The sequence below is a fragment of the Kitasatospora sp. NPDC034533 genome, from assembly GCF_055575155.1.
Genome location: NZ_JBVITE010000008.1, coordinates 170,440 through 188,631, shown reverse-complemented (window position 1 = coordinate 188,631; position 18,192 = coordinate 170,440). Strand labels below are relative to the sequence as shown.

General features: G+C 75.8%; 12 protein-coding genes. 7 read left to right on the top strand and 5 right to left on the bottom strand.

Translation table 11 applies throughout. From position 1 onward, the window contains the following. Positions 1-104: 104 nt before the first annotated feature. Entirely contained in the window at positions 105-1,337 is a 1,233-nt protein-coding gene (locus ACZ55U_RS08760; protein ID WP_465523897.1) for a cytochrome P450 family protein, read from the bottom strand. A gap of 468 nt (positions 1,338-1,805) precedes the next feature. On the opposite strand from ACZ55U_RS08760, the gene ACZ55U_RS08755 reads away from it, so the two are divergent. The 4 genes from ACZ55U_RS08755 to ACZ55U_RS08740 all read left to right on the top strand — a co-directional run bounded on the left by ACZ55U_RS08755 (position 1,806) and on the right by ACZ55U_RS08740 (position 7,669). Further along, positions 1,806-2,729 carry an alpha/beta hydrolase gene (locus tag ACZ55U_RS08755; RefSeq protein ID WP_465523895.1) on the top strand — a complete coding sequence of 308 codons (924 nt, stop codon included), beginning with the start codon at positions 1,806-1,808 and terminating at the stop codon, positions 2,727-2,729. 120 nt (positions 2,730-2,849) lie between these two features. After that, entirely contained in the window at positions 2,850-4,232 is a 1,383-nt protein-coding gene (locus ACZ55U_RS08750) for an epoxide hydrolase family protein (protein WP_465523893.1), read from the top strand. Positions 4,233-4,301: 69 nt separating this feature from the next. After that, the gene (locus tag ACZ55U_RS08745; protein ID WP_465523891.1) at positions 4,302-4,748 is read left to right on the top strand and encodes a VOC family protein; all 447 of its coding nucleotides are present in this window, start codon (positions 4,302-4,304) and stop codon (positions 4,746-4,748) included. 200 nt (positions 4,749-4,948) lie between these two features. Then, positions 4,949-7,669 (top strand): ATP-binding protein, encoded by a 2,721-nt coding sequence (locus ACZ55U_RS08740; protein ID WP_465523889.1) that lies wholly within the window; start codon positions 4,949-4,951, stop codon positions 7,667-7,669. Between the two features lie 359 nt (positions 7,670-8,028). On the opposite strand, the gene ACZ55U_RS08735 is transcribed toward ACZ55U_RS08740, so the two are convergent. Beyond that, positions 8,029-8,877, bottom strand: a complete 849-nt coding sequence (locus ACZ55U_RS08735; RefSeq protein ID WP_465523887.1) for an alpha/beta fold hydrolase — start codon at positions 8,875-8,877, stop codon at positions 8,029-8,031. Between the two features lie 216 nt (positions 8,878-9,093). Here ACZ55U_RS08735 and ACZ55U_RS08730 point away from each other — a divergent pair, with 216 nt between their 5' ends. Beyond that, a complete protein-coding gene (locus ACZ55U_RS08730) occupies positions 9,094-10,731 on the top strand; it encodes a tannase/feruloyl esterase family alpha/beta hydrolase (protein ID WP_465523885.1) in 1,638 nt (545 codons plus the stop codon). Between the two features lie 118 nt (positions 10,732-10,849). On the opposite strand, the gene ACZ55U_RS08725 is transcribed toward ACZ55U_RS08730, so the two are convergent. Next, a complete protein-coding gene (locus tag ACZ55U_RS08725) occupies positions 10,850-11,917 on the bottom strand; it encodes an alpha/beta fold hydrolase (RefSeq protein ID WP_465523883.1) in 1,068 nt (355 codons plus the stop codon). Between the two features lie 205 nt (positions 11,918-12,122). Between ACZ55U_RS08725 and ACZ55U_RS08720 the strand changes: the two genes are divergently transcribed. Further along, entirely contained in the window at positions 12,123-12,923 is an 801-nt protein-coding gene (locus ACZ55U_RS08720) for an alpha/beta hydrolase (RefSeq protein ID WP_465523881.1), read from the top strand. A gap of 11 nt (positions 12,924-12,934) precedes the next feature. Here the strand turns inward: ACZ55U_RS08720 and ACZ55U_RS08715 are convergent, their stop codons facing one another. Continuing rightward, positions 12,935-15,712 (bottom strand): helix-turn-helix transcriptional regulator, encoded by a 2,778-nt coding sequence (locus tag ACZ55U_RS08715; RefSeq protein WP_465523879.1) that lies wholly within the window; start codon positions 15,710-15,712, stop codon positions 12,935-12,937. Positions 15,713-17,046: 1,334 nt separating this feature from the next. Beyond that, complete coding sequence (locus ACZ55U_RS08710; RefSeq protein ID WP_465523877.1) at positions 17,047-17,481, bottom strand: MarR family winged helix-turn-helix transcriptional regulator; 435 nt, start codon at positions 17,479-17,481, stop codon at positions 17,047-17,049. 122 nt (positions 17,482-17,603) lie between these two features. Here ACZ55U_RS08710 and ACZ55U_RS08705 point away from each other — a divergent pair, with 122 nt between their 5' ends. Further along, a complete protein-coding gene (locus ACZ55U_RS08705; protein ID WP_465523875.1) occupies positions 17,604-18,146 on the top strand; it encodes a hypothetical protein in 543 nt (180 codons plus the stop codon). Positions 18,147-18,192: the final 46 nt, after the last annotated feature.

Here is an 18,192-nt window from a genome sequence, read left to right as displayed (position 1 = left end):
TTCAAATGCATGCGCCCCGCGTTACAGTGCGGGCGGGCGGACAAACGGGTTCGTTCGCCCGCCCGGACCCAACCGGCGGTAGCCGTAGGCGATGTGTCGGCAGGTCAGCCGAGGCGGTAGCGGACCGGGAGGGACAGCACGCCGCGGATGATTCCGGAGTCGATCCAGGGGAGCGAGTCGAGCGGGACGGCGGGCTCCAGCTCCGGGACGCGGGAGAGCAGGACGCGCAGGGCGACGGTCGCCTCCAGCCGGGCGAGCGGGGCGCCCAGGCAGTAGTGGACGCCGTGGCCGAAGGCCAGGTGGCGGGCGCCCGGCCGGGTCACGTCGAGGGCCGCCGGGTCGCCGTGGCCCGGCTGGGGCGCGTCCTGCCCGGCCGAGCCGAGGGCGACCGCGAGCACGCCGCCCCGGGGGATCGCCACCCCGCCCAGCTCCAGGTCCTCGGCCGCGTAGCGGTTGGTGGAGCGCTCCACCGGGCTGTCGTGGCGCAGGAACTCCTCCACCGCGTCCGGCAGCAGCTCGGGCCGTTCGCGCAGCAGCCGCAGCTGGTCGGGGTGCCGCAGCAGGGCCAACTCGGCGTTGCCCAGCAGGTTCACCGTGCTCTCGTGGCCCGCGACGACCAGCATCAGGGCGGTGCCGACCAGTTCCTCCTCGGACAGCCGGCCCGCCTCCCGGTCGCGCACCGAGACCAGGGCGGAGAGCAGGTCGTCCCGGGGCCCCCGGCGCTTGTCCGCGACCAGTTCGGCCAGCAGGCCGTGCAGGGCGGCCAGCGACGGGCGGTGTTCGGGCGAGGCCGGCCGCAGCGACTGTGCCGACCAGCGGCGGAAGTCCCGCTGGTGTTCCGGCGGGACGCCGAGGAGTTCGGCGATGACCGTGGCGGGCAGCGGGGCGTTGAAGGCCTCGACGAGGTCGAGCTCGCCCGCGGGCGGCACCGCGTCGATCAGCCCGTGGGCGATCTGCTCGATCCGCGGCGCCAGTTCGGCCGTGCGGCGCGGGGTGAAGGCCGCCGAGGCGAGCCGGCGCAGCCGGGTGTGCTCGGGCGGGTCGGCCTCCATCATCTGCGCGCCGAGCCCCACCGACGGGCGGTGGAGGACGAAGCCCGCGGCGTCCAGGGCCTCGGCGGCGGGGGTGGCGTCCTTGAGCAGGGCGGGGTGGGTCAGCGCCTCCCTGGCCAGGTCGTAGCCGACCACCACCCAGCCCTCCAGGCCGGGTTGGAGCTCGGCCGGGTGGATCGGGCCGAGTTCCCGGAGGCGGGCGTACCGGGCGGGGGCGTCGGCCTTGAAGGCGGCGTCGATGACCACCGTGGCCGGTCTGCCGGAGGGCTGGTCCTGCGGGTCCATGGTGTGACTCCTGGGGGGGCGGACGTACGGGTGAGGCGGTGCGGGCCGCCGGCTCCTCCGGCCTGGCTGTTCCGGCCCGGCCGCTCCGGTCCGGCTTCTCCGGCCCGACTCCTCAGGCACGACCGCTCCGGTCCCGGCGGCCGGTCGACGGCTGCGCCTCCCACCCTTCGGCCGGCGGCGGACCCTGGCATCGGTCATCTGACGGTCGGACCCCCGCGGGGGCGGGCCGGCCTGGCACGGAGCCGCCGGGCGGTCGTCCGGATCGAGGCCCGCCGGAGGCCGGGAGGGGCGGAGCCTGCCTGGGGAGCGCGCCCGCCCCGGCCGTTGACTGAACCCGCTCGTTGGGACAGATGACTGATGCTCCGATCCGGTCCCCCGAAGCACAGTTGCACCAGTGCCTCGCGGCAACCGTCGGTCCGGCTCCGGGCCGGGCGGCCGACGAGCCGACCGACGCGAGAGGGCGTGCGCATGGCCAGGTCAGACATCCGTTTCGAGAGCGCGGGCATCGAGATCGCCGCGCACCTGTACACCCCCGGCACTCCGGCGCCGGGGCCGCGCCCGGCCCTGGTGGTCGGCCACCCGGGGACGGGGGTGAAGGAGCAGGCGTCCGGCACCTACGCGAGGCGGCTGGCCGAGCGCGGCTTCGTCACCCTGGCCTTCGACGCGGCCCACCAGGGCGAGTCGGGCGGACTGCCGCGCGGGTTGGAGGACCCGGCCCAGCGGGTGGAGGACTTCAAGGCCGCCGTGTCGTACCTGGTCACCCGTACGGACGTCGACGCGGAGCGGATCGGCCTGCTCGGCGTCTGCGCGTCCGGCGGGTACTCGCTGGCCGCCACCGGCTCCGACCACCGGGTCCGGGCGGTGGCGAGCGTGTGCACCGCCGACCCGTCCCGCCAGTTCCGGCTCGGTGCCGACGGGGGTCAGGACCCGGCCGTCTTCCGGGCCCTGCTGGACGCGGCCGCCCGGGCCCGCAGCGCCGCCGCCCGCGGCCAGGACCCCGGGGTGATGACGATGTTCCCGCGGACGGCCGAGGAGGCGGGCGCGCTCGGCGGGGAGCACGGCGTCGAGGGCTTCGAGTACTACTGCACCTCGCGCGGTGAGCACGAGCGGTCCGCCAGGTTCCTGGTCTGGGAGAGCATCGACCGGCTGGCCTGCTTCGACCCGTTCTTCGCCATCCCGCTGATCGGCCCCCGCCCGATGCTCCAGATCGTCGGCGAGCGCGCCGTCACCTCCTGGATGGCCGTCGAGGCGCACCAACGCGCCACCGGGCCCGCGGAGTTGCACTGGATCAACGGCGCGAGCCACGTCGACCTCTACGACAAGCGGGAGTACATCGACCCGGCGGTCGACAGGCTGGCGGACTTCTTCGCCGCTCACCTGGGCGCCGCCTGAACCGTGGTGGTGGGGCGTTCGGCCCCGCCGCCATGCCTGACGCGACGTCAGATCACCTTTCCCGCAGTCCCGCAGTCCCGCAGTTCCGCAGTCCCGCACGACGGACACAAGGAGTCCCCGATGGCAGTGAACGAGAACCCGAACCGCACCGGCACCGGCCGGCGCCGCTTCCTCGGCCTCGCGGCGGCCGGCGTCGTCGCCGGCCAGGCCGCCCTGTCCGGCCCGGCCCAGGCGGCCACCGGTCAGGGCCCCACCGGTCAGGTGGCCAGCGGCCAGGGCGCCGCGCCCGCCGCCGGAACGGCCGCCGGCCGGCCGCCGCGGCCTGGCTCCGGCATCCGCCCGTTCCGCATCAAGGTCGCGCAGGCGGACCTCGACGACCTGCGGCGGCGCATCCGGGCGACCCGGTGGCCCGACCGCGAGACGGTCGACGACCGCAGCCAGGGCGCGCAGCTGGCGAGGATGCGGCCGCTGATGGAGTACTGGGGCACCCGGTACGACTGGCGCAGGCTGGAGCGGCGCCTCAACGAACTGCCGCAGTACATCACGGAGATCGACGGGCTGGACATCCAGTTCGCCCACATCCGCTCCCCGCACGCCGGCGCCATGCCGATGCTGATGACCCACGGCTGGCCCGGGTCGATCGTCGAACTGCTCAAGGTCATCGACCCGTTGACCAACCCCACCGCGCACGGCGGGCGCGCCGAGGACGCCTTCCACCTGGTGCTGCCGACCCTGCCCGGCTACGGCTTCTCGGGCAACCCGACCAGGCCCGGGTGGAACTTCGCCCGCATCGCGCCCGCCTTCCACGAGCTGATGGCGCGCCTCGGGTACCCGGAGTACGTCTCGCAGGGCGGCGACCACGGCGCGATCCTCTCCGAGGTGCTCGCCGTCCAGCAGCCGAAGGGCCTGCTCGGCATCCACGTCAACATGCCGGGGACGGTGCCGGACGACGTCCTGCGCCGGCTGCGCAACTTCGACCCGGCCCCCGCCAACCTCTCGGCGCAGGAGAAGCGGGCGTACGAGCGGCTGCTGCACTTCTACCGCGACGGCTTCGGCTACGCGGCGATGATGAACCGCAGCCCGCAGACGATCGCCTACTCCCTCACCGACTCGCCGGTCGGCATGGCCTCCTACTACTACGACAAGTTCGCGGAGTGGACGGACTCGACCGGCGTGCCGGAGAAGGTCCTCAGCTACGACGAGATGCTCGACGCGATCTCGATGTACTGGCTGACCGGCACCGGCGCCTCCTCGTGCCGGCTGTACTGGGAGGGCACCCAGGCCGGCGGCGGGCCGTTCAACGCCGTCCCCATCCCGAAGCTGCCGGTCGCCGTGACGGTCTTCCCCGCCGAGATCTACCCCGCGCCGCGCAGCTGGGGCGAGCGCACCTTCGGCAACATCATCCACTGGAACGAGGTCGACCGGGGCGGCCACTTCGCCGCCTGGGAGCAGCCGCAGCTGCTGGCCGAAGAACTCCGCACCGCCTTCCGGTCGCTGAGGTAGCGCGGCCCTGCCGCGACCGCCGCGTACCGCCCTCCACCACCCCCCTCCTCCCGAAAGCGAGAACACCCCGTGGAGTTGAAGCTCGAAGTCGTCGTCCTGCCCGTCTCCGACGTCGACATCGCCAAGGAGTTCTACGTCGACACGCTCGGCTTCCGCCTCGACGCGGACTTCCCGATCGACCAGGGCTACCGGATCGTCCAGGCCACCCCGCCGGGCTCCGGCTGCTCGGTCGTCTTCGGGGAGGGACTGACCGCGCTCCCCGTGGGCTTCGCCCGGGGACTGCACCTGGTCGTGACCGACATCGAGCAGGCGGTCGAGGAAATCGCCGCGCGCGGAGTCGACGTCGACGGCCCGTTCCACGACGAGACCGGGGTCTTCCACCACGCCGGCGGGACCCACCGGGTGCCCGGTGTCGCCCCGGGACGGCCCAGCTACGGCAGCTTCGCCCGCTTCGCCGACCCCGACGGCAACGAGTGGTTCCTCCAGGAGGTCACCCTCCGGGCCCCGGGGCGCTGACCGCCCGTGCCACCGGCCCGGGGCCGTCGCCCCCGGGCCGGTGGCACCGCCGGTCCGGCGGCGGGCCGACGGGGGGGGGGCCGACGGGGGGCGGCGGGTCGGCCGGGGGCGAGGTGACCGGATCCGCGCAGCTCAGCAGGCACCGGTGTTCGTAGGATGGGCGCAGCTCCTCCGGGAGGAGGACCCGTCCCGGAGGTGCCATGCCGCAGCGCTCGAATCGCCAGCTACTCGGGCGTACCCGGGAGGTGGAGGCGCTGGACCGCCTGCTGCGCGAGGTGCGCGGCGGGCGCAGCCGGGTGCTGGTGCTGCGCGGCGAGGCCGGCGTCGGCAAGTCGGCGCTGCTCGACCACCTGGCCGGGCGGGCCGGGCAGTGGCAGACCATCCGCACGGCCGGCGTCGAGGCCGAGTCCGAATTCGCCTACTCCGCCCTGCAACAGCTGTGCGCCCCGCTGCTGCCGCGGCTCGACCGGCTGCCGGAGGTGCAGCAGGACGCGCTGCGGGTCGCGTTCGGCCTGAGCGCGGGGAACCCTCCCGAGATGCTGCTGGTGGGGATGGCGGTGCTCGGCCTCTTCGCCGAGGCGGCGGCCCAGGCCCCGCTGCTGTGCCTGGTCGACGACGCGCAGTGGCTGGACCTGATGTCCCAGCGGATCCTGGCGTTCGTCGGGCGCCGGCTGGACGCCGAGTCGGTGGCGCTGGTGTTCGCGGAGCGGATCACCGACGGGACGGGGGACGAGGGCTTCTCCGGCCTGCCGGAGCTCGTGCTGGGCGGGCTGGCCGACGCCGAGGCCCGGGCGCTGCTCGACAGCGCCCTGCCGGGGCCGGTCGACGCAAGGGTGCGGGACCGGATCGTCGCCGAGACCGGCGGGAATCCGCTCGCCCTGCTGGAGTTGCCCCGGGGCCTGTCCCCGACGGAGCTGGCGTTCGGCTTCGGCGGGCCCGGCGCCGGACCGCTGGCGACCCGGGTCGAGGACGGGTTCCGCCGGCGGGTGGACGCGCTGCCGGCCGACACCCGCGCCCTGCTGCTGGTCGCGGCGGTCGAACCGGTCGGCGACGGGCCGCTGTTGTGGCGGGCCCTGCGCCTGCTGGGCATCGGCCCCGAGGCCGCGGCACCGGCCGAGGTCGCGGACCTGATCACCCTGGGAGCCCCGGTGCGGTTCCGCCACCCGTTGGTGCGTTCGGCCGTCTGGCGCGGCGCGGACGCCGCCATGCTGCGTGCGGCGCACCGCGCCCTGGCCGAGGCCACCGACGGCGAGCGCGACCCCGACCGGCGGGCCTGGCACCAGGCCCACGCCGCGGTCGGGCCGGACGAGCAGGTCGCCGCCGCCCTGGAGAGCTCCGCCGACCGGGCCCTGGCGCGCGGCGGCCGGGCGGCCGCCGCCTCCTTCCTGGAACGTGCCGCCGCGCTCACCCCCTGCCCGGACGAGCGGACGCGGCGCGCGCTGGCGGCCGCCGCGGCCCACGTCGCCGCGGGCGTGCCGGCCCGGGTGCCCGACCTGCTCGCCGCCGCCGAACTGGAGCCGCTGGACCGGTTGCAGCAGGCCCACGCCGCCCGACTGCGGGCCAGGGCCGCGGCCATGACCGACTCGGGCAGGGGCGCGGTGCGACCGCTGCTCGACGCCGCGGACCGGTTCAGGGACCTCGAACCGGCCCTCGCGCGGGAGACCTACCTCGCGGCGTTCGACGCGGCCGTCTGGGCCGGCCGGCACGACGAAGGCGCCCTGCGCAGGGTCGCCGAGGCCGCTCGCGACCTGCCGCCCGGCGACGACCCGGGGGGAGTCCTCCTCAGCGCCCTGGTCGCCCGGATGGTGGACGGGCCGGCCGCCGCCTTCCCGGTGCTGGCGCGGGCGCTGGGCGCCCTCACCGACGAGGAGGACCCGTCCGTCCTGTGGGCGGCCGCGAACGCCGCCGCGGAGCTGGGCGACCTCCGCAGCTGGCTGGACATCGGCGACCGGGCGATCGGCTTCGCCCGGCGGACGGGCACCCTGTCGCTCCTCTCGACGGCGCTGCCCTACCAGGCGTCCGCGCTGGGCTTCGCGGGGCGCTTCTCCCAGGCGGACGACCTGCTGGCGGAGGCCGCGGCCCTGGAGAAGGCCACCGGCTCGGTGACGCGCACGTCCACGGCGGCCTTCCTCGGCGCGTACCGGGGACGGGAGAGGCCGGCCCTGGAGGCGATCGAGGCGATGGAACACGAGGGCGAGCAGCGCGGCCTGGGCCGGCTCGCCGGCGTGGCGGCGTGCGCCCGGGCCGTGCTCCACAACGGTCTGGGCAACTACGCGCTCGCCCTGGAGGCGGCGCGGCGGGGCGCGGAGCACCAGGACCTCGTCGTGCACCTGTGGACCTGCGGCGAGCTGGTCGAGGCCGCGACCCGGGTCGGCGACCGCGCCGCGGCGGCCCGGGCGTGCGGGCCGCTCGCCGACTGGAGCCGGGCGGGCACCCCGTGGGCCCTGGGCGCGCACGCGGTCGCCGTCGCCCTGACCGGGGAACCCGAGCAGGCCGAGGACCGCTACCGCGAGGCCGTCGACCACTTCGGCCGCGGCGGGCTCGGCGTGCTCGAAACCCGGGCCCGGCTGCTGTACGGGGAGTGGCTGCGCCGCCAGAACCGGCGCGCTCAGGCCCGGACGGAGCTGCGGGCGGCGCACGAGGCGGCCGCGCGGGCGGGCATGGAGGCCTTCGCCGAGCGGGCCCGGCGCGAGCTGCTCGCCACCGGCGAGACCGTCCGCAAGCGGACCCCCGACGCACCGGTCCTCACTCCGCAGGAGGCGCAGATCGCCCGCCTCGCGGCGTCCGGGCACCCGAACGCGGAGATCGGCGCGCAGCTGTTCCTCAGCCCCCGCACGGTCGAGTGGCACCTGCGGAAGGTTTTCACCAAGCTGGGGATCTCGTCCCGTCGGGAGATCGAGGGCGCTTTCTGCGGCCGGTGATCGGTGACCGGTGACCGGCGACCGGTCACCGGTGTCGGTCGCGAGTGGCGGCGCAGGGCACCGGGAGGGTGGCGGGGCGTCAGTGGGTGGCACATGCGGAGGGTTTGAGGACGCTTTCTGCGGCCGGTGACCGGAGGTGGTCGCGCCTGGCGGTGGCGGGCGCCGGGAGGGTGGCGGGGCGCCAGTGGGTGGGCGGCGCCTGCGGAGGGTCTTGACCGAGCTGGGGTTCTCGTCCCGTCGGGAGATCGAGGGTGTCTGCGGACGCGCCTGGCGGTGGCGGCGCCGGGAGGGTGGCCGGGGGCGTGGCCGCCCTCCCGGGGTCCGGGGCCGCCGTTCGGCGGCCGAGGGGGTGGCGAGCGTCAGCGGGTGGCGCGGGCCGCCTCCTCGACGACCCCGGCCACCACGCCGGGGTGGGAGACCGCCACGGAGTGGGACGCGGCCACCTCGGTGGTGCGGGCGTGGGCGCGCTTGGCCATGAACCGCTGGGCGGCGGCCGGGATGTTGAGGTCCTGGGTCGTGATCACGTCCCAGCTGGGGACGGTCTGCCAGGCGGCGGCGGTGGCCTTCTCCTCCAGCGCCGCCTGGGCGATCGGCCGCTGCGACGCGGCGGCCAGCGCGGCCCGGTCGGCCGGGACGTCGGCGGCGAACTGGCCCCGGAACTTGTCCTGCCGGATGTACAGGTCGGTGCCGGCGCTGCCGTCGGCGTTGGTGAACGGCACCGGGTCCAGGGTGCCGGGCAGGGTGGAGCCGGGGAACTGCCCGGTCAGCTGTAGTGCGGACTCGCCCGGCGCGGGCAGGAACGCGGCGACGTAGACGAGGGCCTTGACCCGCGGCTCGCCGACGGCGGCCTGGCTGATCACCGAGCCGCCGTAGGAGTGGCCGACCAGGACGACCGGGCCCTTGACGTGGTCGATCACGCTGCGCAGCGCGGCGGCGTCGGAAGCCGGGCCGCGCAGCGGATTGGCGGCGGCCACCACCGGGTAGCCGTCGCGGCGCAGCTTGGCGACGACGCCGTCCCAGCTGGAACCGTCGGCGAAGGCGCCGTGCTCCAGGACGACGGTCGGCTTCGGGGCCCGGTCGGCGGCCGCGTCCCGGTCCGCCGCGTTCGCGGTCCCGGCGACGGCGAACGCGCCGACGGCCGCCACCGTGCCGAGCCCGGCGACGCCGGCGACGACGCGGCGCAGGCGGCGGTTGTCACGACTGAACATGGAAGATCACGCTCCAAGGGGTTTCGGGCAGTGCGGTGGATCCGGTGGTCCCCACCCTCGCCCTCGGGCGGGCCGGCGGCATCGGTCAACTGACTTCAAGCTTGCGGCCGTTGCGGCGGTCCGGGCGGGAGGGCCGACTGAGCGTCAGGTGACTGATGCGGCGCCGCCGGGGCGGCGGCCACAGTGATGGCGCCATCCCGACCCCGAGGAGAGAACATGAAACGACGGCTTCCGGCCATCGTCGCCGCCTGCGTCCCGCTGGTCGCCGCGACCGCCGTCCACACGTCGGCGGCGAGCGCGGCGGGAGAGCTCACGCTCACCGCGGGCGCCGCCCCGGCGTCCTTCAGCTGCGCCCCGTTCGGGCTTCCGGCCCCGGAGGGCACCGAGGTGGAGGCGGTGACCGCGACCGCCGTCCCGGCCGGCACCTTCCAGGTGCCCGGGGCCCCGCCGCTCGGCGGTTTCCCGGTGCCCGACGTCCCGGCGCACTGCGAGGTGACGGTCACCGTGACCCACCCCGGCGCGAACGACCACGCCAAGGTGAACGTCTGGCTGCCGCAGGCCGGTTGGAACGGCCGCTTCCAGGGCGTCGGCGGCAGCGCCTACTCCGCCGCGGACAGCGGCGCCGGGCTCGCCGCGGCCGTCAAGCAGGGCTATGCCGCCGCCACGACCGACGCCGGCGTCGGCGGGGCGCTGGACACCAGCTGGGCGCTGGACGCCTCCGGGCGCGTCGACACCGCGCTCGTGGACAACTTCGCCTCCCGCTCCGCGCACGAGATGGCGGTGGTCGGCAAGCAGGTCGTGGCCGGCGTCTACGGCAGGCCGGCGGCCTACTCCTACTGGAACGGCTGCTCCACCGGAGGGCGCCAGGGCTACATGGAGGCCCAGCGGTACCCGAAGGACTTCAACGGCATCAACGCCTCGGCGCCGGCCATCAACTGGAACCAGTTCGAGATCGCCACCCTGTGGCCGCAGGTCGTGATGAACGAGGCGCACACCTACCCGACCGGGTGCGAGTTCGACGCGTTCAACCAGGCCGCCCTCAAGGCCTGCGACAAGCTCGACGGGCTCGCCGACGGCCTGATCGGCGACCCGGGGCGGTGCGACTTCAACCCGCGCCGCCTGGTCGGCACGAAGGTCCTGTGCGACGGCAAGCAGGTCACCATCACCGAGGCGGACGCCGAGGTGGTCCGCAGGATCTGGGACGGCCCGCGCGACGCGCACGGCAAGCGGCTCTGGTACGGCCTGCCGGTCGGCGCCGACTTCGGCCTCCTGGCGGCCAGCAAGACCGAGAACGGGGTCACCACCGGCGCGCCGTTCTTCGTGCCGTCCGTGTGGGCCGCCACCTTCGTCCAGAAGCAGCCCGGGTTCGACACCTCGAAGCTCACCCGCGCGCAGTTCGAGGAGGTCTTCCGGAAGGCCCGCGCCGAGTACGACCCGTCCATGGGCACCCGGGACGCGGACCTCTCCGCGTTCCGCGACGCCGGCGGCAAGCTGATCAGCTGGCACGGTGCGGCCGACCAGATCATCCCCACCGGGGGCACGGTCGACTACCGCGAGCGGGTGGACCGGAAGATGGGCGGCACCAGGAAGGTCGACGACTTCTACCGGCTGTTCCTGGCCCCGGGCGTCTCGCACTGCGGCCTGGACGGCGGCAAGAGCGACGACCTGGCCGCGCTGACCGCCTGGGTCGAGCAGGGCAAGGCGCCGGCGGTGCTGCACGCCACCCTGACCACGGCCACCGGCCGGAACGTCGCCCGCGACGTGTGCCGCTACCCGATGGTCTCCCGCTACACCGGCCACGGCGATCCGGAGGCCGCGAGCAGCTTCCGCTGCGTCGACGCCTCGCGCGACTGACCGGACCGGCCGCGGGACACCGGCGCCACCGCGCGTCAGGGTCCGTTCCCGACAGGGGGGACGGACCCTGACGCCGTCGGAGGCCGCCGGCCGTAGGCGGTCGGTCGGAGGCCGCCGGTCAGAGGCGGTCGGCGTCCACCACGGCCTGGGCGAAGGCGGTGGGCGCCTCCTGCGGCGCGTCGTGGCCGATCCCGGCGAGCACGCGGTGCTCGTACGGGCCGGTGAAGAACCTCCGGTACCCGCTGCCGTCGGTGCCGGGCAGGAACGGGTCGAGGGCCGGGTCCAGGGCGATGGTCGGCACCGTGACGGGCGGCCGGGCCGCGAGCAGCCGCTCGTAGCGGTCGTAGCGGCGCTCGCCGTCGGCCAGGCCCAGGCGCCAGCGGTAGTTGTGGACCACGATGGCGGCGTAGTCCGGGTTCTCGAAGGCGGCGGCCGTGCGCTCGAAGGTGGCGTCGTCGAAGCCCCAGGTGGGGGAGGCCTCCTCCCACACCAGCCGGGCCAGGTCGTGCCGGTTCTGCCGGGTCTCCATGGCGGCGCGGCCGCGCTCGGTGGCGAAGTAGTACTGGTACCACCAGGTGTGCTCGGCCTTCGGCGGCAGCGGGTTCTTCTGCGCGGCGACGTCGGTGATCAGGTAGCCGCTCACCGGCACCAGGGCCCTGACCCGCTCCGGCCACAGCGCCGCGATGATGCCGGCGGTCCGCGAGCCCCAGTCGAAGCCGGCCAGCACCGCCCGGTGGATGCCCAGGGCGTCCATCAGGGCGATGACGTCGAGGGCGATCGCGGACTGCTGCGCGTTGCGCGCGGTCGTCGGGGACAGGAAGGTGGTGCTGCCGTGGCCCCGCAGGTACGGCACGATCACCCGGTAGCCGGCGTCCGCCAGGAGCGGCGCCACGTCGACGAAACTGTGGATGTCGTACGGCCAGCCGTGCAGGCACACGACCACGGGCCCGTGCTCGGGCCCGGCCTCGGCGTAGCCGACGTCGAGCACGCCGGCCCGCACCTGCTTCAGCCCGGCGAACGAGGTGTGGGTGCCCGGGGCGAGGGGCGGGATGACCGGTGCCGGGCGGGACGGCCGGTCGGAGCCGGCCGCGCGGGCGGCGGGCGCGTTCGAGGCCGCGCCGGCCGTCAGGGCCGTGACGCCCGCGGCGAGGCCGACCGCCTTGGTGAAGCTACGCCTGTCGATCATGTCCGTTCCCTCCTGGAGGCTCACTGGTGCCTCCACTCTTCTGCGGCCACCGCCCGGACACATCAGTCACTTGACGCCGAGGCGGTCGAGGGCGCACGAAAGGTCCTCAGTCATCCGACTGTTCCCGCGCCGCCACCCCTCGGTGATCCTCGGAGGGACCGCCGCGACGCCGGCGGACCGTCGTGCGCGAGCGGAAGGCCTGGCCGTGAAGCAAACCCCCGTCGTCCTGATCCACGGTGCGTGGTTCCACATGTCCTCGTGGGAGGGCTGGGCCGAACGGCTCACCGCGCACGGCTACGCGGTGTCCGTCCCCGGCTGGCCCGGCGAGGCCCCCACCGCCGACCAGGTCCGCCGGAGTCCCGGCCCGCTGCGCGACCTCGGCCTCGCCGAGCTCACGGCCCACTACGAGACGATCGTGCGCTCCTTCGACGAACCTCCGGTCCTCATCGGGCACTCGGCCGGCGGCCTCGTCGCCCAGCGCCTGCTCGGCGCCGACCTCGGCCGCGCCGCCGTGGTCCTGGCGCCGCTGCCGGCCGGCCCGGCCCGCCACCCGGGTGTCGAGCGGCTGCCGCAGGAGCCGACCGGGCACCCGGGCTTCGAGGCGCTGTCGCCGGCCGGGTTCCGGCACCTCGTCGCCAACGCCGTCGGCGAGGAGGAGGCCGCGCGGCTCTTCGACCGGTACGCCGTCCCGGCCCCGCTGCGGCTGCTCGCGGACCTCGGGCTCGACCGCGCCGCCGCGGGGACGGCCGCCGCCGTGGTGGACCCGGCCGACGCGGGGCGTGGACCGCTGCTGCTGGTGTCCGGCCAGGAGGACCGGATCGTCCCGGACGCCGTGACCCGCTCGGTCTACAAGCTCTACGGGGACTCCCGCGCGGTGACGGACCTGAAGCAGTTCGTCGACCGGGGGCACTCCCTGGTGTTCGACAGCGGCTGGCGCTCGGTCGCCGACCACGTCCTCGGCTGGCTGGCCGGCACCGGCGTCGCGGCCGGGCCCGCGACGCGCTGAGCGCGGGCGCGTCAGACCCGCGGGGCCTCCTCCGCCCGGCTCAGTGCGTCGCGCAGCGCCGCCCGGGCCGTGATGCCCAGCTTGGGGAAGACGCGGTACAGGTGCGAGCTGACGGTGCGCGGCGACAGGTGCATCCGCTCGCCGATCTCCTTGTTCGTCAGGCCGCCGGCGGCCAGGTCGGCGATGCGGCGCTCCTGCCAGGTCAGCGAGGCCAGGTTGAGCGCCGATACGCGGGACGGTGCGCCCGTGGCGCGCAGTTCGGCCCGCGCCCGCTCGCTCCAGCCGGTCGCGCCCAGCCGCTCGAACGCCTCGGCCGCCGGGACGAGGTACTGCCGCGCCGCCGCCCGGTCCTGGACGTGGCGCACCCGGATGCCGTGGGCCAGCCGGATCCGGGCCAGCTCGAACGGGAAGCGGGCGGCGTCCGGGGCTGACTCGGCCCGGGCGAACGACTCGGCGGCCTCCCGCTCGTCCTCGGCGGTCATCGCCAGCGCGCCGTGGGTGATCAGCGCCAGGCGGGGCGACACCAGCGGCAGGCCCGCGTCGCGGGCGGCGAGGGCGTGCGCCCGGGCCTCCTCGACGCGCCCGGTGTGCTGGGCGGCCTCGACCAGGTCGAGTAGGGTCCGCGAGGCCTGGTACGCGTAGGGCCGGAAGGTGCCCGGCTGGGTGATGCCGATCGCGTAGAGGTACGCGCTCTCGTAGTCGCCGCAGCTCAGCGCGGCCGTCGCGCCGGCCGAGTCGGCGACCTGGGTCAGGAAGCCGAGGCCGCGCGGGCGGGCCCAGGCGTCCACCTCGGCCTGGAGGTCCCGCGCCCGGCCGACCTGCCCGCGCAGCGCGGCGAGCTGGGCCAGGTACGCGCGGCTCTGGGCGGCGAACAGGTGGTGGCCGTGCTCGGTGGCCAGGTCCAGGCCGCGCCGGCCGGTCTCCTCGGCCTCGGCCCACTCGCCGACCGCCATCTGGTCGAGCATGATCTGGTGCAGCATGACCATGCCGGTGGCCACGGCGCCGGTCTCCAGCTCGCGGTCCACCACCCGCTGGAGGTGCGGGCGGTAGTGGCTCAGGAGGTCGAGGTGGTAGGCGGCCGTGGCGTGCCGGCTGACGTCCCACGGGTCCAGGTCCGACAGGTCCGCGGCGGTCCGGCGCAGTTGTTCGGCCCAGCCCGCTCCGTGCCTGGTCACGTCGCTCCAGGTGTCGCCGTAGAGGCGGACGCGCTCGGTGGCCAGGCCGCCCAGCGAGTCGAGGAGCGCGCGGGTGCCCTCCCAGGAGGCGCGGTCCCCGCTGAACTGGCTGATCGCCAGGAGCAGGGTCACCAGCCGGGTGAGGACCTCCTGCGGCCCGGTCGAGCCGGAGGCCGTCGCGGCGTCCCGCAGCTTCTCGATCGCGGCCGAGACCTGCCGGTGGGTGGAGCGGACGTCCCCGTCCTGGTAGAGCGCCTGGTAGCCGGCCGCCAGCACCGAGGCCGGCGACTCGGCCGAACCGGGCCCGAGGTCCGCCTGGACCAGGCGGTGCGCCTGGCCGAGGCGGGCGGCGTGGGCGGCGACGAAGGCCGCGTCGGCCAGCCGCCGGGAGCGGCCGGCGTGGTTCTCGCTGAGCTCGGCGGCCCGGGTCAGCCAGGCCACGGCCGCCAGCGCGCCGCCGCGCCGGGTCGCCGACTCGGCCGCCGCCTCCAGGACGGCGGCGACCTCCTCGTCCGGATCGACCGTGGCCGCCGCCAGGTGCGTCGCCCGGCGTTCGAGGTTCTCCCGGTGGACCCGCGCCAGCGCCAGGTGCGCGGCGCGGCGCTGGTTGGGCGTGGCCATCCGGACGACGGCGGAGCGCACCAGCGGGTGGCGGAAGACGAAGTCGCCGGTGACCGCCTCGACGTCCAGCAGTCCGGCGGCCACCGCCGGGTCGGCGTCGCGCATCCGGTAGCGGGTGCCGGGGACGGCGTCGGCGCCGCTCGGGGTGCCGGCGCCGTCGAGCGCGCCCATCAGGAGTTCGGAGCGGACCGGCTCGTCGAGGGCGGCGATGCGGGTGCCGTACAGCTGTTGGAGGCGCCGGGGCAGCGGCACGCCGCGCCGGCCGATGAGGTCCTCGACCGGGAGGTCGCCCGTCCGGCCGGCGAAGTGGGCGGGCAGCTCCAGCAGGGCCAGCGGGTTGCCCTGGGCCTGCTCCAGCACGGCCCGGCGGACCGGCCGGCTCAGGTCCGGGTACCGGTGGTCCAGCAGGCGGGCCGCGTCCTCGTCGGCGAGGGCGGCGACGGGCAGTTCGGGCAGCGCGGCGGTGTCGAAGCGCGAGGCGAGGTCGGTGCGGACGGCGACCAGCAGTTTCACCGGGCCGCCGGCCAGGCGCCGGCCGACGAAGCCGCAGACGTCGGCGCTGGCGTCGTCCAGCCACTGCCCGTCGTCCAGGACCAGTAACAGCGGCCGCCGGGCGGCGGAGAGGGACAGCAGGCTGAGCACGGCGATGCCGAGCGCCATGACCGAGGGCGGATCGCCCTGGACCCCGCCGAACACGGCGTCGAACACCGCCGGCGTCCCGTCCTCCAGCCCGGCGGCGTCGGCGAGCAGCGGATGGAGGAGCTGGTGCAGCCCGGCGTAGGGCAGTTCGGACTCCGCCTCGACGCCGGCGGCCCGGACGACGAGGTGGCCCTGCTGCTCCGCCAGCGCCACGGCGTGGCCCAGCAGCGAACTCTTGCCGACCCCGGCCTCCCCGCGCAGGACGAGGGCTTGGCCGGCGGCGGATCCGACGAACGCCACGAGCTGCCCCTGCTCCTCCTCGCGGCCCACCATCGTCATGGTGACGGACTTCATGGCCCCCCGTTCCCCTTTCTGGCATCGCTTCCGCCGCGCGGCGGCCCGGCCGCTCCGGCGTCCGCCGGGCGGGGGCCGGTCGGCGGCCACCGGCCACGATGCCGGGACCACGGGCCCGTCGAACCCGTGTCGGACCCTGGTCCGTACCCGGGCCGGGGGCCAGGGGGCCGGGTCGGACCCCGGCCCGGGTCCGGAGGCTCGGGTCCGCTGGGGAGCCGGCGCGAGCGGGCGGAGCGCGACCGTCCGGGACACCCCGGGCCGGGGCGCGCGTGGGGCGATCGGCCGGATGACCGGCGGGTTCGTGCCGGGGTGCCGGTGGGACGGCGGGTGTTTCGGCGCGGGCGCGGGTCCGGTGGTGCGCCGGACGGGGGAGCGGAGCGGCCGTTGGCGTCGCGCGTCCGAGGGGAGGGGGAAGGCCGGCGGGGCATGTGGACCGCCGGCGACCGGGGATGGCGCCACCGGGTCCCAGCGGGAACGCGGGGCTGGGTGAGCGGGCCGCCCGCGTGGTCCGGCGGCCGGGTCCCGTAGACCGGTGCGAGGGGCGGCGGGTGACGCCCGGCCTGGTGAACCCGGGCCCCGCGTCCGTGACTTCGGCTCGGTGGCCGCCCTCGAACGGGCCGCCGGCGACCGGGGACGGCGGTATCGGACCCCAGGGGGAACGCGGGGCTGGGTGGCCGGGCCGCAGGCGTGGTCCGGTGGCCGGGTCCCGTAGACCGGTGCGAGGGGGCGGCGGGTGACGCCCGGCCTGGTGAACTCGGTCCCCGCGTCCGTGACTTCGGCTTGGTGGCCGCCCCCGAAGCGGGTCCCGTGGCACCGGCCACCAGCGGTGGGGCGACCGGTCGCCGCGCCGTCGGGTCCTGTCCGGGGCGGTGTGCGGGTCTGCCGCCGCGAATGCCCGTACGGTCTCGGCGCCGGCCCCGGGGCCGGCGCCGGTGACGACCACGCGCCGGCCGCTCGGATCGGCCCCGGACGGGACCCTCCGCTGCCGTGGTCCGGTGGCCGGACGGGCCGGTGGCGGGCGTCATGGGGGGCCGTCCTTCCGGCGCCGACGTGGCTGGTGGGCGGGGGCGGAGGGCTCCGAGCCGGAGGCCTCCCGGCCCGCTCCGCACATCCTGTCCCGCCGGGCGCGTGGGGGCGTCAGTCAGATGACTGCCGCCTTCGCGCCGCACCGCCGAACAGCGCCCCGGCGCCTCCGCCGGTCCGTACGAGTCCGCCGCGCGTGGGGTGCGGCGGGCGGCGCGCCACGTGGATTCCGCGCCGTGGCAGGGGAGTTGACCAGGGAACCCGGCCGGCGGGTCGAGAAGCGGTGGTCCCGGCGGGGCCGGGCGGGGTGGTCAGGCGCCGGTGCTGGTGTCGAGCAGGTCGGCCAGTTCGTTCAGCAGCTCCGTGGCGCGGGCCTGGCCGGCGTCGTCCAGGTGCGGGAAGGCCTCGGCGAGGGCGGAGTCGACCGGGCGCTTGCCGTAGTCCTCGAAGGTCTTCTGGTGGGCGTCCGGGTGCAGCCGGACCCGGGTCTGGCGGCGGTCCTTGGCGTCCTTGTTGCACTGGAACACCCCGGCCTCGACCAGGTCCTGGACGATCTTGGAGACCCGGCTCTGGGCCAGGCCGGCCCGCTGGCTGATCTCGCCGATGGAGCTGTTCGGGTGCCGGGCCACGTTCTCCAGGACCGCGAGGTCGCCGACGGAGATGGGCGAATCCTCCCCGCCCCGGCTGGCCTTGAGGGCGACCTCCCGGAGCTGCCGGGAAAGTCGGTGCAGTCGCAGAACGTCCATTCGTGGATCCTACCGGTGAGTTCGGGCCGATCTTGCTCTGGCGGGTGCCCGGGACTAAATTATCTCCCGTGATGCATCATCTCGTGATGCATCTGGCGGCAAACCTGTGCCGAAGGAGAAACGTGGGCTGGACTGACTGGGCCGTCTCGCTCGGGCTGATCGCGCTGGTCCTGCGCCAGATCCGGGGGAGGAAGACCACCGCGCTGGGCCTGGTGTGGCCGGTGGGGCTCGTGGTGTGGGCGGGGTTCGAGTACTTCGGCGACTTCCCCGCCGAGACCTCCGACCTGCTGTTCGCGGGCGCGCTCGGCGCGGTCGGGACCGCGCTCGGCGTCGGCTGCGGCCTGCTGACCAAGGTCCACCGCGAGGGTGAGGACGTCGTCGTGCGGGCGACGCTCCCGGCCGCCGCGCTGTGGATCGTCGGCATGGCCGGCCGGCTCGCGTTCGGCATCATCGCGCTGCACGGCGGGGCCGAGGCGATCGGCGAACTGAGCGAGAAGCTGGACATGCACTCCGCGCAGACCTGGCCCACCAGCCTGATCCTGATGGCGCTGTGCGAGGTGGTGTCCCGCAGCGGGCTGCTGCTGTTCCAGTACCGGAAGGCCAAGCGGAGCCTGCCGCGGCCGAGCACCCCCGCGGCCCGGGAGCCCGGTGCCACCCCGGGCTGAGGCGCCCGCGCCCTGACCGAACATCAGGCCGGAGGCCCGGCTCGGA

What these genes read in the sequence shown, in the direction of transcription:
- ACZ55U_RS08760 (WP_465523897.1), bottom strand. Translation starts at nt 1,337, where the DNA reads ATGGACCCGCAGGACCAGCCCTCCGGCAGACCGGCCACGGTGGTCATC.
- ACZ55U_RS08755 (WP_465523895.1), top strand. Translation starts at nt 1,806, where the DNA reads ATGGCCAGGTCAGACATCCGTTTCGAGAGCGCGGGCATCGAGATCGCC.
- ACZ55U_RS08750 (WP_465523893.1), top strand. Translation starts at nt 2,850, where the DNA reads ATGGCAGTGAACGAGAACCCGAACCGCACCGGCACCGGCCGGCGCCGC.
- ACZ55U_RS08740 (WP_465523889.1), top strand. Translation starts at nt 4,949, where the DNA reads ATGCCGCAGCGCTCGAATCGCCAGCTACTCGGGCGTACCCGGGAGGTG.
- ACZ55U_RS08735 (WP_465523887.1), bottom strand. Translation starts at nt 8,877, where the DNA reads ATGTTCAGTCGTGACAACCGCCGCCTGCGCCGCGTCGTCGCCGGCGTC.
- ACZ55U_RS08730 (WP_465523885.1), top strand. Translation starts at nt 9,094, where the DNA reads ATGAAACGACGGCTTCCGGCCATCGTCGCCGCCTGCGTCCCGCTGGTC.
- ACZ55U_RS08725 (WP_465523883.1), bottom strand. Translation starts at nt 11,917, where the DNA reads ATGATCGACAGGCGTAGCTTCACCAAGGCGGTCGGCCTCGCCGCGGGC.
- ACZ55U_RS08715 (WP_465523879.1), bottom strand. Translation starts at nt 15,712, where the DNA reads ATGAAGTCCGTCACCATGACGATGGTGGGCCGCGAGGAGGAGCAGGGG.
- ACZ55U_RS08710 (WP_465523877.1), bottom strand. Translation starts at nt 17,481, where the DNA reads ATGGACGTTCTGCGACTGCACCGACTTTCCCGGCAGCTCCGGGAGGTC.